Genomic DNA, 14,263 nt, shown 5'->3' on the forward strand with positions numbered 1-14,263 from the left:
AGGGAGAGTGTTATGAAACGAACAGACGAAAAGCCAAAAGTGTCAGTATATTTGGCCGGGGATTCGACCGTCGCAGACTGTCCTCCGCATGAAGCGCCGATGGCCGGCTGGGGACAGATGCTTCCGCTGTTTTTCTCAGATGAGGCTGTGGTCGTGAATATGGCAAAAGGCGGGGCCAGTTCGAACAGCTTCATTGATGAAGGCCGGCTCGATGACATTACGGAGCGGCTTGGGCCTGATGATTATGTGTTGATCCAGTTCGGCCACAACGATCAAAAACCGTACGGAACAGACCCGTATACAACCTATCAGGAGCATCTTGTCCGCTATGTTGAAGCGGTTCGCGAAAAACAGGCGACTCCGGTTTTGATCACTTCCGCAGAGCGCAGACGCTTTGATCAAAACGGAAAGCCTGCCGACACACTCGGAGATTTTCCGAAAGCGATGAAGGCGCTCGCTGACCGCTTCGAAGTTCCGCTCATCGATTTATGGTCCAAAACAAAAGCGCTCTATGAATCTCTCGGAACGGAAGACTCAAAACGGCTGTTCGTCCACTTTCAGCCGCATGAACATCCTCATTATCCAAATGGAATTGAAGACAATACCCATTTTTCCGAGGCGGGGGCCCGTCAAGTCGCCTGGCTGGTAACAGAAGGAATCAGAGAGCTCGGCCTGCCTCTAGCGGCTTATCTTCATTGTGAAAGGAGCGACTTCCGTGCCGAAGTGTAATGCAAGAGAAGGAAGCCTGATTTATCAAAACCCTTTATCGTCTCCTGAAGATCTCCGCGGCTGGGTGATGGAAGGAAAAGGAATCGTTCGTTTTCCGAACGGCCGCCTGCATATGGAGAATGAACTCGATGCTGAGCAATATGGAGACGATGCCCATTTTGTTTACTGGTGTCCAGAGACATTCCCTGATGGAATAGTTGTGAAGTGGGATTTCTATCCTGTGCGGGAGCCCGGCTTATGCATGATATTTTTTGCAGCCACCGGGATCAATGGGGAAGATTTATTTGACGGGCGGCTGGCGGAGAGAACAGGGAAATATCCGCAATATCATTCAGGGGACATCAACACATTGCACCTGTCGTATTTCAGACATAAGCATGCTGATGAAAGAGCATTCCGAACATGCAACCTCAGGAAAAGCCGCGGTTTTCACCTCGTCTGTGAGGGAGCCGACCCGCTTCCGCCCGCTAATGACGCTTTGCCTCCCTATCGGATGAAGCTCATAAAAGACGGGGCATCCGTTCATTTTTCAATCAACGGGCTGCCCATTTTGGAATGGGAGGATGACGGCAGGCGTTTCGGCCCGGTTTACGGAGGAGGAAAAATCGGCTTCAGGCAAATGGCTCCGCTGAAAGCAGCCTACGCCAACTTTGAAGTGCGCAGGCTGCTGCGCGACTGAAAGGGGGATCGGACATGCGGGAAAAAGGCGTGATGGCGATGATGTACGGCGCTTGTGAAGCGATCATGAAAATCGCCTGGCTGAACGCGCTCTGGGTTTTATTCACGCTGGGAGGAGGCGTTGTTTTCGGCTGGGCTCCGAGCACGGCCGCGATGTTCACGGTCGTGCGCAAGTGGCTGCTCGGCCGGACGGACGCACCGGTATTCAAAACGTTTTATCAAACGTATAAAAAAGAGTTTTTCAAAACAAACGGACTTGGCCTCATCCTCCTCGCCGCCGGCACAATTTTATTAGTAAACTATCAATTTTTCCGCCTCCGTGAGGATTTATTTTCAATCATCATCAGCTATGCCACACTGATGGCCGGACTCATGTATGTCGTAGTTTTCGTGTATATTTTTCCGCTTTACGTTCACGTTCAGCTACCGTTTGCCCGCTATTTTTCACAGGCTGCACTGATCGGTCTCGTTCGTCCTTTGACGACGGCCGGAATGGCTGCTGCTGGAGGTTTTGTCGTTTATGTGCTGTTGACGGTTCCGGGACTGATCCCATTTTATGGTGTCAGTTTGTTTGCTCTTGTATTAATGTTCATTGCACATCGCTGTTTTTTGCGTCTGGAAGGCTAGCTGAACCGTGCAAAAATGAGAAAAGTGAGCAAAAAAGTATCAATTGAAAAAGGAGAACCGCTTTAAATCGGACTTGAACACATCTTTTCCCTTCGGCAAAAAAGTGCAATTGAATAAAAATGGAAGCCATAATAGAATCCCTTTTAAGTAAGCGCTTACAAAAAAGGCGAAGGGAGAAGATGATGAAAAAAGGAAAGAAAAGGTGGAAGAAACTGTTGGCCGCGTCATCTCTTTTATTCATTACGCTTGTGACCGGCTTCTCGGAACAAGCGGAAGCAGACGGGCGGACGGCTGCGCAGGCAAGGCAAATGGAGTCGCTGAACCGGGGGCTTGTCGCTGTTAAAACGGGGAACGGTGTCTTTGTGAGCTGGCGGCTGCTCGGAACCGAGCCCGCTTCTGTTTCATTTAATGTGTATCGAAACGGAGAGAAGCTGAACGGTTCCCCGATTACATCGAGTACAAATTATCAGGATGCAGGCGGGGATTCGAATGCCGTTTACCAGGTGCGCGCCGTTTTGAACGGCGTGGAGCAGGCTCCTTCTGAAACCGCCGGAGTTTGGAATAAACCATACAAATCTGTTCCGCTGCAAAAACCGGCCGGGGGAAAAACGCCTGATGGGGTGTCATTCACATACAGCGCCAATGATGCGAGCGTCGGCGATCTTGATGGAGACGGCGAATATGAAATCATTCTCAAGTGGGATCCTTCCAATTCAAAGGATAATTCACAGGACGGATACACGGGAGACGTGCTGATTGACGCATACAAGCTTGACGGGACCATGATGTGGAGAATCAACCTTGGCAAAAACATTCGCGCCGGCGCCCATTATACACAGTTTCTCGTCTATGACTTTGACGGCGACGGAAAAGCGGAAATCGCCATGAAGACAGCCGACGGGACGAAAGACGGCAAGGGAAAGGTGATCGGAAATGCAAACGCCGATTATCGCAATGCCCAAGGCCGAATTTTGTCAGGGCCTGAGTATTTGACGGTTTTTAAAGGCGATACAGGCGCTGAGCTTACAACGGTCAACTACGAACCTGCCCGGGGAAATGTAGCCGATTGGGGAGACAGCTACGGCAACAGGGTTGACCGCTTTCTGGCCGGTGTCGCATACCTTGACGGGGAGCGGCCGAGTTTTGTCATGGCACGCGGTTATTACACGAGAACAGTGCTTGTCGCTTACAACTTTAGAGGCGGAAAGCTGACCAAACTGTGGACGTTCGATTCGGACGCTCCCGGAAATGGCGCCTATGCCGGTCAAGGCAACCACAGTTTGAGCGTCGCTGATGTTGACGGAGATGGAAAGGACGAAATCATATACGGAGCGATGGCTGTCGATCATGACGGTAAAGGCCTTTATTCAACCGGATGGGGACATGGGGATGCCATGCATACAGGAAACCTGGACCCCTCAAGACCGGGACTCGAAGTCTTTCAAGTGCATGAAAACAGCAATTCTCCCTATGGATTGTCTTTCCGGGACGCGAAAACGGGAAAGATCATCTGGGGAGTGCACGCAGGCAAGGATGTCGGACGCGGGATGGCTGCTGATATCGATCCGCGCTACGAAGGAGCGGAAGTATGGGCGAACGGCGGTCTTTATACGGCAAAAGGCGTAAAAATCGGGAGCACATTGCCTTCATCAACGAACTTCGGCATCTGGTGGGACGGCGATCTCCAAAGAGAGCTTCTGGACAGCAACAGAATTGATAAATGGGATTATCGAAATTCGCGAACCGTTAACTTGCTGACAGCATCTGGAGCTTCGGCAAATAACGGAACAAAAGCGACGCCGTCCCTGCAGGCTGACATTCTCGGAGACTGGCGCGAAGAAGTGATCTGGCGAGCAGATGACAGCAGCGAACTGCGCATCTACACGACGACAGATATGACGGAACACCGCTTGTATACGCTGATGCATGATGCCGTCTATCGCCTCGGAATCGCCTGGCAGAATGTCGGCTACAACCAGCCGCCGCACACCGGCTTTTATTTAGGCGAAGGCATGCAGACACCTGAGAAGCCGAACATTTATACACGCTGATGGAAAAGGGGAGCTGCATAATGAAGCGATATGTTCGTTGCGTATGGGCCATCCTTCTCCTTTTCTTCTTCAGCACGGGGATTGAGGGACCTGCGCAGCCGAAAGCCGCTGCCGCACATCACAGTCAGGATCTTTTTCTGTTCGATTTTGGAAAAGGTCCCGCTGAGAAGGATTATGTGAAAGTGAACGAGGCCTCCGCGTATCAAAATGGTAAAGGCTACGGGTTTTCACGGGCAGGGAACGCTGTGTGCAAAAAGACGCAAAAAAAAGAAGCGCTCAAGAAAGACTATTGTGTCGTGAACCGGACGGCTTTTCTGGCGGTTCTTTCTCCTGGCGAATACCGCGTAACCGTATTTGCCTCATCCCGCGGTGAATTGAAGCTTTATGCCGAAGGAGAGGAAATGGGAACGATCCCGGCCGGAGCAAAGGGAAGTTCAGCCGAAAAAGCGTTCACCGTTACGGTGGAAGACGGGCGTCTCGATTTGGAGTGGAAAGGACCTCAGCCAAAAGTGTATGCCGTCGAAATTTCGAAGGTGTATCGGTTTGATTTCGGTGACGGGCCTCTTGCTTCGGGCTTTATTCCGATAGACGCGCAATCGGCTTATACCCCTTTAAAAGGCTACGGATTTGACGACACAACAAAGGTGACTTGTACGGACCGCGGTATCGCCGATCCGCTTCGTTCAGACTTTTGCATACCGGATGGAACGGCGTTTACGGTCGATTTGCCTGACGGTCAATATCATGTCCGGCTGATAACCGGAGATGCCCGAGCAAAAACGAACATGGACGTACGGGCAAATGGCATGATTCAGCTCTATTCATTTGGAGCGGAAGCGGGCGGATACAACGAAAAAACGTTTCCGATTCATATTTCCGGCGGCCGCCTTTCCATTCAAGCCTTAGCAGCGAGAACAGCGCCGCGCCTCAATGCGCTGGTCTTGACGAAGACGGCTTATCATGTAACGGATGACAAGACGACGGTTTTTCTGGCGGGAGATTCCACGGTTTCCGATTATGAACCAGGTTATGCGCCGATGGCAGGCTGGGGGCAATTTTTAGGCGGCTATTTCTCGGATGAAATTGTCATCGACAACCAGGCGAAACGCGCGAGAAGCGCGAAAAGTTTTGTGGATGAACGGTCGCTGGATACGATTTTAAACCGGATGAAACGGGGCGATTATTTGTTGATTCAGTTCGGCATCAATGACGCCGGGCAAGATCCGGCCCGTCATACAGATCCGTATACGACATTTCAGGAATACTTGAGAACCTACATTAACAAAGCCCGCGAAAAAGGAGGACGGCCTGTGCTCGTCACTTCTCAAAGTAAACGAACCTATGATGAAAAGGGCGTTTTTTACAACAGCATCGGAGAATATCCGAACGCAATGAGACAGCTCGGACGGGAAATGAACGTTCCGGTGCTCGATTTAAATAAAAAGAGCATTGATTATTACAACGAGATCGGCGTTGAAGCGACTAAAAACGTATTTATGTTTTTAGAGCCGGGAGAAAGCCCGAATTATCCAGACGGAATCCAGGACAGGGTGCATGTTCACGAGTTCGGCGCCAACCAATTGGCAAGGCTCGTAACAGAAGAAATCGCCGATATGAACATGTATCCGCTGAAACATTCGCTCAAGAAATAAGGTGTCGGGAGAGCCGGTCTCCGGTTCTCCCGTTCGCCATTCCATACCGTAAAGGGGAGAGAGGACGATGGGAGAAAAAGACGTACATGCAGCAGCTGAACGCGTTCGGCCGGTGAAATCGACGGCAAAACCGAGGCAAATGGAACGCTTGAACCGCGGACTTGTGGCCGTAAAAACAAAAAAAGGGGTTTTTCTCAGCTGGCGGCTCTTAGGAACAGATCCGGAAGAAACGGCTTTCAACCTATATCGCAACGGTCACAGAATCAACTCAACACCCGTTTCATCATCGACCAACTTTCTTGATAAACACGGAAACGGAGAATCTGTCTATTATGTGACAAAGGTTCTCGGAGATCAGGAAGTCGAGCAGTCGCACAAAACAGCTGTCTGGCAGAAGCCGTACTTGGATGTTCCGTTAAACAAGCCTGACGGCGGGACAACTCCTGACGGCGTACAGTATACGTACAGCGCCAATGACGCGAGCATCGGAGATCTCGACGGCGACGGAGAATACGAAATTGTGCTCAAATGGGACCCGTCCAATTCGAAAGATAATGCACACAACGGCTATACCGGAGAAGTCATCATCGATGCATATAAGCTTGATGGGACATTCATGTGGAGGATTCATCTCGGGAAAAACATCCGCGCGGGCGCCCATTATACGCAATTGATGGTCTATGATCTTGACGGCGACGGGAAAGCGGAAATCGCCATGAAGACAGCTGACGGAACGGTTGACGGAACCGGTCGGGTGATTGGCGATCCTGCTGCCGATTACAGAAATGAAAATGGACGAATTTTGGACGGGCCTGAATATTTGTCGATTTTTCACGGGGAAACGGGAAGGGAATTGGCAACCGTGGATTACGATCCGCCGCGGGGCAGGCTTGAGGATTGGGGAGACAGATACGGCAACCGCATGGATCGATTTTTGGCAGGCATCGCCTATTTGGACGGTGAAAGGCCGAGTCTTGTTATGGCGCGCGGCTATTACACAAGAACGGTGCTTGCCGCTTACAACTTCCGGGACGGCAAGCTGACCAAGCTATGGACATTTGACAGCGACAAGCCCGGAAACGAAGGTTATGCAGGGCAGGGAAACCATAGTCTGAGCGTCGCGGATGTCGACGATGACGGGAAAGATGAGATCGTCTACGGTGCGATGGCCGTGGATCATGATGGAACAGGGCTTTATACGACAGGGCTTGGGCACGGTGACGCCATGCATGTGAGCGATCTTGACCCGGATCGACCCGGGCTGGAAGTCTTCCAAGTGCATGAAGACCCGCGCCTTCCGTACGGTCTCTCATTTCGCGATGCGGGTACAGGGGAGATCCTCTGGGGAGTGCCGGCCGATACAGATGTTGGGCGGGGAATGGCCGCGCATATCGATCCCCGCTATAAAGGCTCGCTTGTCTGGGCGATCGATCCCCCGGGTAATGAAGGGAAATCATACGGCCTCTATACGAGTAAGGGAGAAAAGCTCAGCGACGCCGCTCCGGCTTCGGCCAATTTTGCGATTTGGTGGGACGGCGATCTTCTCCGCGAGCTGCTTGACCACGATTGGAAAGAACCCGCCGGCATCCCGAAAATTGATAAATGGGACTATCACAGCGGCAGGCTGGTCAATCTGCTCACTGCTGACGGAACGCTGTCTAACAATTGGACGAAAGGGACGCCCGTGCTTCAGGCCAATCTATTCGGCGATTGGCGCGAAGATGTCGTATTCCGCACCACGCGAAGCGATGCTCTGCGAATATACACAACGACCGAGCTGACTGAACATCGTTTCTATACGTTCATGCACGATCCCGTCTACCGCTTGGGGGTAGCCTGGCAAAATGTCGCTTACAATCAGCCGCCTCACCCCGGATTTTATTTGGGAACCGGAATGGACAAGCCGCCCCGGCCGAATATTTATACCGCTCCCTGTAAGAGACATGAAGAGTGACAGAGATCGCCGGTTCATTCAGGTTTATTAAATATACAAAAAAGTATGATTGTAATCTCACAGCCTGTTCCCATAAAATGAATGGTAAGCGATTTCATTCCAAAATGAAAAGAGGGATTCATATGGAGTATCAGGCGAGTGATACACGCTATGAAAATATGAAATACAACCGCTGCGGGCATTCAGGTTTAAAACTGCCTGCTTTGTCTTTAGGGCTTTGGCATCATTTCGGAGAAGCCAATTCGTTTCAAAATGCCAAAGCACTGTTAAGAAAAGCATTCGATCTGGGAATCACCCACTTTGACTTGGCGAATAATTATGGTCCGCCCCCCGGTTCTGCCGAAGAAACTTTCGGAAAAGCGCTGAAAACCGATTTTGCCCGCTACCGTGATGAAATGGTCATCAGCACGAAAGCCGGCTATACGATGTGGCCCGGACCATACGGCGATTGGGGGTCAAAAAAGTACCTCGTCGCAAGCCTTGATCAAAGTTTAAAACGAATGGGCATAGATTATGTCGATATATTTTATTCGCACCGCCCTGATCCCCATACACCGCTGGAAGAGACGATGGGAGCGCTCGCCCATATCATCAGGCAAGGAAAAGCTTTATATGTCGGTCTGTCGAACTACAGCGCCGAACAGACCGAAAAGGCGGCCGATATTTTGCAAGAATACGGGGTTCCGCTCCTCATCCATCAGCCCAAATATTCAATGTTCCACAGAGAACCGGAAAACGGCCTGCTGCAAGTGCTGCAGAAAAAAGGAGCCGGGGCGATCGCGTTTACACCTCTTGCTCAAGGGCTTTTATCAACGAAATATTTGACTGGGATTCCCGCCGGGTCAAGAGCCGCAGATGTGAACAGTCCGTTTTTGCAGGCCGAGAGCATCACAGAAGACGTGCTCGGCAAAGTCCGCAAGCTGAATCAAGTGGCGGCCGAACGCGGCCAATCCCTGCCGCAAATGGCGATAGCCTGGCTTTTAAAAAATCCGCGCGTCACCTCGGTGCTGATCGGTGCAAGCAAAACCGAACAGATCGAAGAAAATGCCGCTGCTCTTAAGTCCGCTCGATTCTCAGCTGAAGAGCTCGACACAATTGATAAAATTCTTTCATAAAAAGGAGTGGTCGTGATGACAATCAGCATCTATCTGGCCGGCGATTCGACCGTGCAAAATTATAAGGCGGATTCGCCTCAAGGAGGCTGGGGCGAATTTCTCCAGTCTTATGTATCCGGAAATGTACAGGTGATCAACCGGGCCATCGGGGGCCGAAGTTCAAAAACGTTCGTTGAAGAAGGAAGGCTTGCATCGATTTTAGATGTAATCAAACAGAACGATTGGCTGTTCGTTCAGATGGGGCACAATGACGCGTCGAAAGACAAACCAGAACGCTATACTGAGCCGTATACAACGTATAAACAATACTTGAAAATGTACGTCGACGGCGCGCGTCAAAAAGGAGCTTCGCCGCTTCTCATCACGCCTGTCGCAAGGCTCCATTACAAGGACGGCGTCTTTTTGAACGATTTCCCGGACTACTGCATCGCGATGAAGCAGGTGGCAAGTGAAGAAAACGTCCGCTTGATCGATTTAATGGACAAAAGCCTGCAGCATTTTGCAGAAAAAGGGTACAGCGAGGTATTTAAATATTTTATGATCTCGGAAAATGTCAACGACTACACACATTTTACGAAAAAAGGGGCCCGGGAAATGGCGAAGCTTGTCTCTATCGGCATTCGAGAGCTCGGTCTGCCGTTTGTTAAAGAGACGGTATGAAGATGAACGGAAAACTGTACCACGGCGCTTGCTTTTATCCCGAATTATGGGATGAGGACGTGCTGGATGAAGATATCTGGATGATGAAGCGAGCAGGGATTAATGTCGTCAGAATCGGGGAGTTTGCCTGGTCAAGGATGGAGCCGGAAGAAGGAAGGATCGATGTCGGATTTTTTGCCGGCGTCATCCGAAAGCTCCACGATAACAAAATTGAAACGGTCATGTGCACACCGACTGCGACACCGCCGATCTGGCTGACCCACGGGCATCCGGAAAGAATGCATGTGAATGAAAAAGGAGAGACGATGGGACACGGTTCGAGGCAGCATGCCTGCACAAACCATCCGTATTTTAGAGAGCGGGCCCGCCTGATCATCAAACATATCGCCAAAGAGCTCGGAGAACTGCCGGGATTGATCGGGTGGCAGCTTGACAATGAATTCAAATGCCATGTCGCAGAATGCATGTGTGAAACGTGCAACACATTATGGCACAAATGGCTGGAAGACCGCTATCAGACGATTGACCGTCTGAATGAGGCTTGGGGTACAGGCGTATGGAGCGAAACGTATCAGCGCTTCGAGCAAGTTCCGCAGCCCGGACCGACCCCGTTTTTGCACAATTCTTCTTTAAGGACGATGTATCAGCTGTTTTCGATGGACAAGATTTCTGAATTTGCGCGTGAGCAGGCTGAGGTGATCAGAACATATTCCAACGCCCCGATCACCCATAACAGCAGCGTCATGTTCGGCGTTGATCATGAAGATCTTTTCAAGAGCCTTGATTTCGCCTCGTTTGATACGTACGCCAGCCAGGAAAACAGTGACGCCTTTTTGTTTAATTGTGATTTATGGAGAAACATTAAAAAAGGACGGCCGTTCTGGATAATGGAAACGAGCCCTTCCTACAGCGCTTCGCTTGAAAGCTATGCCGTGCCTCATCAAAACGGCTATTTGAAGGCTGAAGCGGTCTCTTCTTATGCTCTTGGCGGAGCCGCGTTCTGCTATTGGCTGTGGCGTCAGCAGAGAGCCGGATCTGAACAGCCGCATGGATCAGTGATCAGCGCATGGGGGGAGCCTGATGTGGGATATGATCATGTGCTCGAAGTCGAGCAGGCGAGACGGGAGGTTGAGCACATCATGCTGGCGACGGACCCTTTGCAGGCTGAAACAGCCGTCGTCTATTCGGATCGTGCAAAGGTGTTTTTGAAAACGGAGCCACATCGGGGTCTTCACTACAGAACACTGATCACCGAGTTTTATAACCGATTGTTAAAGATGGGCATTCACAGAGATGTCATTCTTGAAGGGAGCTCGCTTGACGGCTATAAACTGCTGTTTACGCCGTTTATTCACTATCTTCCGCCTGCGTTTATCAAAAAAGCCGAAGCCTTTGCACAAAGTGGCGGCATTTGGATTGCGGGTCCGCTGACGGGCGGAAGAACAGAAAATCATACGGTTCACACTGATTGCGGATTAGGGGAGTTGGAAAAAAGTTCCGGAGTCAAAACGCTTTATACATTTCCGATGGATGAGCGGAACTCGAGTGGAGCGGCGTTTGGCGTAAAGGCGCCGCTGAGTCTGTGGAGCGCTGTTTTTAAAGCCGGCGGCACCGAGGCTGTCGGGATAATTGAAAAAGGCCCGGCGTCAGGAAAAGCGTTCATCACAGAGCATAAATGCGGAAAAGGAAAAATCGTCATGCTCGGGTCGATGCCGGCAGGCGAAGCGGGTGACATCATGATGAAAAAGCTGATCAGTCATTACGCAGAAGAAGCGGGTGTTACACAGAAAACCGATGCCACTCCCGGAACAGTCGTCGCGCCCCGGAAAGGAGCAGACGGTCTTGTCTGGGTCGTGATCAATATGGACGGCAAAGGAGGCGCAGTGACACTTGACGGAAACGGAACCGATTTATTGTCCGACAGGCCCGTATCCGGACGCGTGACACTCGGCCCGCACGAATACCGCGTGGTTTTGTTTTCAGAGAATAAATGAATCGCCGCAGGCGCTTGCCCGCGGCTTTTTTGTTTCGTTTTGCTAAAAAAGGGATGATGCCTGCAAAAAAAGGAGCAGACACCTCTCCAATATAAGCAAAAAAGGAATATTGACGGTCAAAAGGCTAAACAGGAAAATATTCACTGACCAATCGGTTAAACAGAAAGGAGGAACACTTATGAAAGCACAGACTGAACTAAAATGGCTGAATAGGGCGCCTGCCGCGTTCGGCGGGGTGACCTGGGGAGTTCCTTGGGCAAAAGGAGTGCTGCAAAAAGGAGAGACGGTCGCCATTGCTTCGAAAAACGCCCCGTGTTTGCAAACATGGCCGCTCGCGTATTGGCCTGACGGCTCGCTTAAATGGACGGGGCATGCCGCAGTCTTCCCTAAAGAAAGCGGTAGCCGATTTACATTGAAAAAAGGGGGGGCCGGCGTCCCTAAAACCGTCATGAATGTCAGAGAGCAGAAAGATGAAATCACGGTGAATACGGGCGCGATAGTCTGCAGGCTTGGAAAATCGGGGACGGAACTCATCCGTTCGATTTCCATTTCCGGGGAAATGATGGCGAAAGAAGGGCGGCTCATCGCTTTAAAAGAAAAAAGAAGCGGCTCAGATTCACAATGCATGTATCATATTGAACGGTTTGAGAGCATGATCAAACGTACGGCAATCGAACAAAACGGTCCGGTTAAGACAGTCGTCAAGATTGAAGGCGTCCACCTCGGCGGAGGCATCGATGTTTGGCTCCCTTTTACCGTCAGGCTGTCTTTCTATGCCGGTGATCCGTCCATCCGGATCGTGCACACGATCTTCATCGACTGTGAAGCAGAAACAGAATGGATCAAAGGACTCGGTTTCGAGATGAGCGCGGTTTTGAGCGGAGCGCCGAGAAACAGGCATATCCGCTATGCGGCCGACGGAGGGATTTACGGAGAGGCTTCTCAGCTGCTTGTGACGAGAAGATTCAATGAAACAAACGGACTCTATGAACGACAGATTGCGGGACAGCCTGTACCGGAAAAGTCGGCAGTCGTGCGCGATGCCGAGAGAAACGCCGTCTGGAACGATTTCAAGCTCATCCAGGATTCCCCTGTTCACTGGCGCTTAAAAAAGCGAACCGGCAAAGGCTGCGCCTGGGTGGACGCGATTCATGGGGAGAGAGCGAAAGGGCTGATGTATGCAGGCGGGGAAAACGGCGGCATCGCACTCGGGCTCAGGAACTTCTTTGAAAAATATCCGTCATCGCTTGAAGCGAAAGGACTTGCCGGCGGGGAAACGAAATTGGCGGTATGGTTTTGGCCTCCTGAAGCTGAAGCGATGGATTTCCGTCATTATTCAAAAGACACTCATGTTGAAAGCGCATATGAAGGGTTTGCCGAAATGAGGTCAACGGCCGTCGGCATTGCCAATACGAACGAAGTCAGCCTCGCCTGTTTTGCAAATCCGCCGAGCGATGAAGAGCTGAATAGAGCGGCGGACGAATGGCAAAATCCCCCGCTGCTTATTTGTGAGCCTGACTATTATTATCACACCCGCGCGCTGGGCGTTTGGAGCCTGAAAGATAAACGGCACCCGCTCTCGGCTGTGCTTGAAGATCAGCTTGACGAGGCTCTCAAGTTTTACATGAACGAAGTCGATCAGCGGAGCTGGTACGGCTATTGGCATTACGGTGATGTGATGCATACGTACGATGCCGTCCGGCATGTATGGCGGTACGACCTTGGCGGCTATGCATGGCAAAATACGGAACTCGTTCCGAACCTCTGGCTTTGGCAGTCTTTTTTCAGATCCGGTACGGAAGACATCTTCAGAATGGCGGAAGCGATGACCCGTCACACTAGCGAAGTCGACTGCTATCATTTCGGGGAGTATAAAGGCCTCGGTTCAAGGCACAATGTCCTCCATTGGGGCTGCGGGTGCAAGGAAGCGAGAATCAGCATGGCCGGCCTTCATAAGCCTTATTACTTTTTGACGGCGGACGAGAGAACGGGAGACGTGTTATCTGAAGTAAAAGATGCCGATCGAGCGCTTGAGACGCTTGATCCGATGAGAGCTTATTATCCGGAAAAAGAGTTTCCCGCCCACGCAAGAGTAGGCCCCGACTGGGCGGCGTTCTGTTCCAACTGGCTGACGGAATGGGAGCGGACAGGCGATGAAGCGTACCTTGATAAAATCAAACGGGGGATCGGCCGGCTTAAAGCGCTGCCGCTTCGTCTGTTGTCCGGACCGACTTTCGGATACGATCCTGAAGCTTCAGATCTGCTTCATATGGGGGACGGGAATCATGGCGGCTATCATATGGTCATCGCCTTCGGCGCTCCGCAAACATGGATGGAGCTTGCAGAACTGCTTGAGGATGTGGAATGGAAGGAGATGCTAGGGGAATTCGGCGAATTTTATTTGCTGACTGATGAAGAAAAGCGCAAAAGGAGCGGCGGGAAGCTTCACGATGATTTATTTCACTGGCCGATGTTCTCCGCTGCCATGGCCGCTTACGCTGCCCGGCTCCGCCAAGACCGGAAGCTCGCCGAACAAGTGTGGCGCCTGTTGCTCGATGAAAAACAAAGCCATACACCGCTGCCGATCACTCCAAAACAAATCCATGCCTGGAAAACGATCACGGAAATTCCCTGGGTTACAACAAACTGCGTCTCACAATGGTGCCTAAACTTGATAGCCGTGCTCGAGCTGCTTAAAGATATGCCGCCTGATCTGGACATGCAAGAAAAGATCATCAAGGCAATGAAAGAACATCCCGCTCGCACATGAAGGCAAAAAATGAAGGTTGTTGGAAAAATGTAA

The 14,263-nt window shown here is 51.1% G+C and carries 10 protein-coding genes; all 10 read left to right on the forward strand.

Going from position 1 to position 14,263, the window contains the following annotated elements:
- The first annotated feature begins 12 nt into the window (after positions 1-12).
- A complete protein-coding gene (locus MKZ04_RS02435; RefSeq protein WP_065643299.1) occupies positions 13-729 on the forward strand; it encodes a rhamnogalacturonan acetylesterase in 717 nt (238 codons plus the stop codon).
- Positions 716-1,408, forward strand: coding sequence for a YesU family protein (locus tag MKZ04_RS02440; RefSeq protein ID WP_035338906.1), 693 nt, complete (start codon positions 716-718; stop codon positions 1,406-1,408). Before MKZ04_RS02435 ends, MKZ04_RS02440 begins: the two co-directional genes overlap by 14 nt.
- Before the next feature lie 14 nt (positions 1,409-1,422).
- A complete protein-coding gene (locus MKZ04_RS02445; protein WP_035338904.1) occupies positions 1,423-2,034 on the forward strand; it encodes a YesL family protein in 612 nt (203 codons plus the stop codon).
- Between the two features lie 182 nt (positions 2,035-2,216).
- Positions 2,217-4,085 (forward strand): rhamnogalacturonan lyase, encoded by a 1,869-nt coding sequence (locus tag MKZ04_RS02450; protein ID WP_035338902.1) that lies wholly within the window; start codon positions 2,217-2,219, stop codon positions 4,083-4,085.
- 20 nt (positions 4,086-4,105) lie between these two features.
- The gene (locus MKZ04_RS02455) at positions 4,106-5,737 is read left to right on the forward strand and encodes a rhamnogalacturonan acetylesterase (protein ID WP_230368371.1); all 1,632 of its coding nucleotides are present in this window, start codon (positions 4,106-4,108) and stop codon (positions 5,735-5,737) included.
- A 67-nt stretch (positions 5,738-5,804) separates the two neighbouring features.
- On the forward strand, positions 5,805-7,691 hold the full coding sequence (locus MKZ04_RS02460) for a rhamnogalacturonan lyase (protein WP_033155142.1): 1,887 nt from the start codon (positions 5,805-5,807) through the stop codon (positions 7,689-7,691).
- Between the two features lie 122 nt (positions 7,692-7,813).
- Complete coding sequence (gene mgrA / locus MKZ04_RS02465) at positions 7,814-8,806, forward strand: L-glyceraldehyde 3-phosphate reductase (protein ID WP_020451066.1); 993 nt, start codon at positions 7,814-7,816, stop codon at positions 8,804-8,806.
- A gap of 15 nt (positions 8,807-8,821) precedes the next feature.
- Positions 8,822-9,466, forward strand: coding sequence for a rhamnogalacturonan acetylesterase (locus tag MKZ04_RS02470; RefSeq protein WP_023856752.1), 645 nt, complete (start codon positions 8,822-8,824; stop codon positions 9,464-9,466).
- Positions 9,463-11,460 (forward strand): beta-galactosidase, encoded by a 1,998-nt coding sequence (locus tag MKZ04_RS02475; protein ID WP_033155141.1) that lies wholly within the window; start codon positions 9,463-9,465, stop codon positions 11,458-11,460. Before MKZ04_RS02470 ends, MKZ04_RS02475 begins: the two co-directional genes overlap by 4 nt.
- A gap of 178 nt (positions 11,461-11,638) precedes the next feature.
- Positions 11,639-14,230, forward strand: coding sequence for an exo-rhamnogalacturonan lyase family protein (locus tag MKZ04_RS02480; RefSeq protein ID WP_341045228.1), 2,592 nt, complete (start codon positions 11,639-11,641; stop codon positions 14,228-14,230).
- The last annotated feature ends 33 nt before the right edge of the window (positions 14,231-14,263 follow it).

Source organism: Bacillus sp. FSL W7-1354 (genome assembly GCF_038002405.1).
Taxonomy (GTDB): domain Bacteria; phylum Bacillota; class Bacilli; order Bacillales; family Bacillaceae; genus Bacillus; species Bacillus paralicheniformis.

Excerpts from the sequence above, each read along its gene's own strand:
- MKZ04_RS02435 (WP_065643299.1), top strand. The coding sequence starts at position 13 with ATGAAACGAACAGACGAAAAGCCAAAAGTGTCAGTATATTTGGCCGGG.
- MKZ04_RS02445 (WP_035338904.1), top strand. The coding sequence starts at position 1,423 with ATGCGGGAAAAAGGCGTGATGGCGATGATGTACGGCGCTTGTGAAGCG.
- MKZ04_RS02450 (WP_035338902.1), top strand. The coding sequence starts at position 2,217 with ATGAAAAAAGGAAAGAAAAGGTGGAAGAAACTGTTGGCCGCGTCATCT.
- MKZ04_RS02455 (WP_230368371.1), top strand. The coding sequence starts at position 4,106 with ATGAAGCGATATGTTCGTTGCGTATGGGCCATCCTTCTCCTTTTCTTC.
- MKZ04_RS02460 (WP_033155142.1), top strand. The coding sequence starts at position 5,805 with ATGGGAGAAAAAGACGTACATGCAGCAGCTGAACGCGTTCGGCCGGTG.
- mgrA (WP_020451066.1), top strand. The coding sequence starts at position 7,814 with ATGGAGTATCAGGCGAGTGATACACGCTATGAAAATATGAAATACAAC.
- MKZ04_RS02470 (WP_023856752.1), top strand. The coding sequence starts at position 8,822 with ATGACAATCAGCATCTATCTGGCCGGCGATTCGACCGTGCAAAATTAT.
- MKZ04_RS02475 (WP_033155141.1), top strand. The coding sequence starts at position 9,463 with ATGAAGATGAACGGAAAACTGTACCACGGCGCTTGCTTTTATCCCGAA.
- MKZ04_RS02480 (WP_341045228.1), top strand. The coding sequence starts at position 11,639 with ATGAAAGCACAGACTGAACTAAAATGGCTGAATAGGGCGCCTGCCGCG.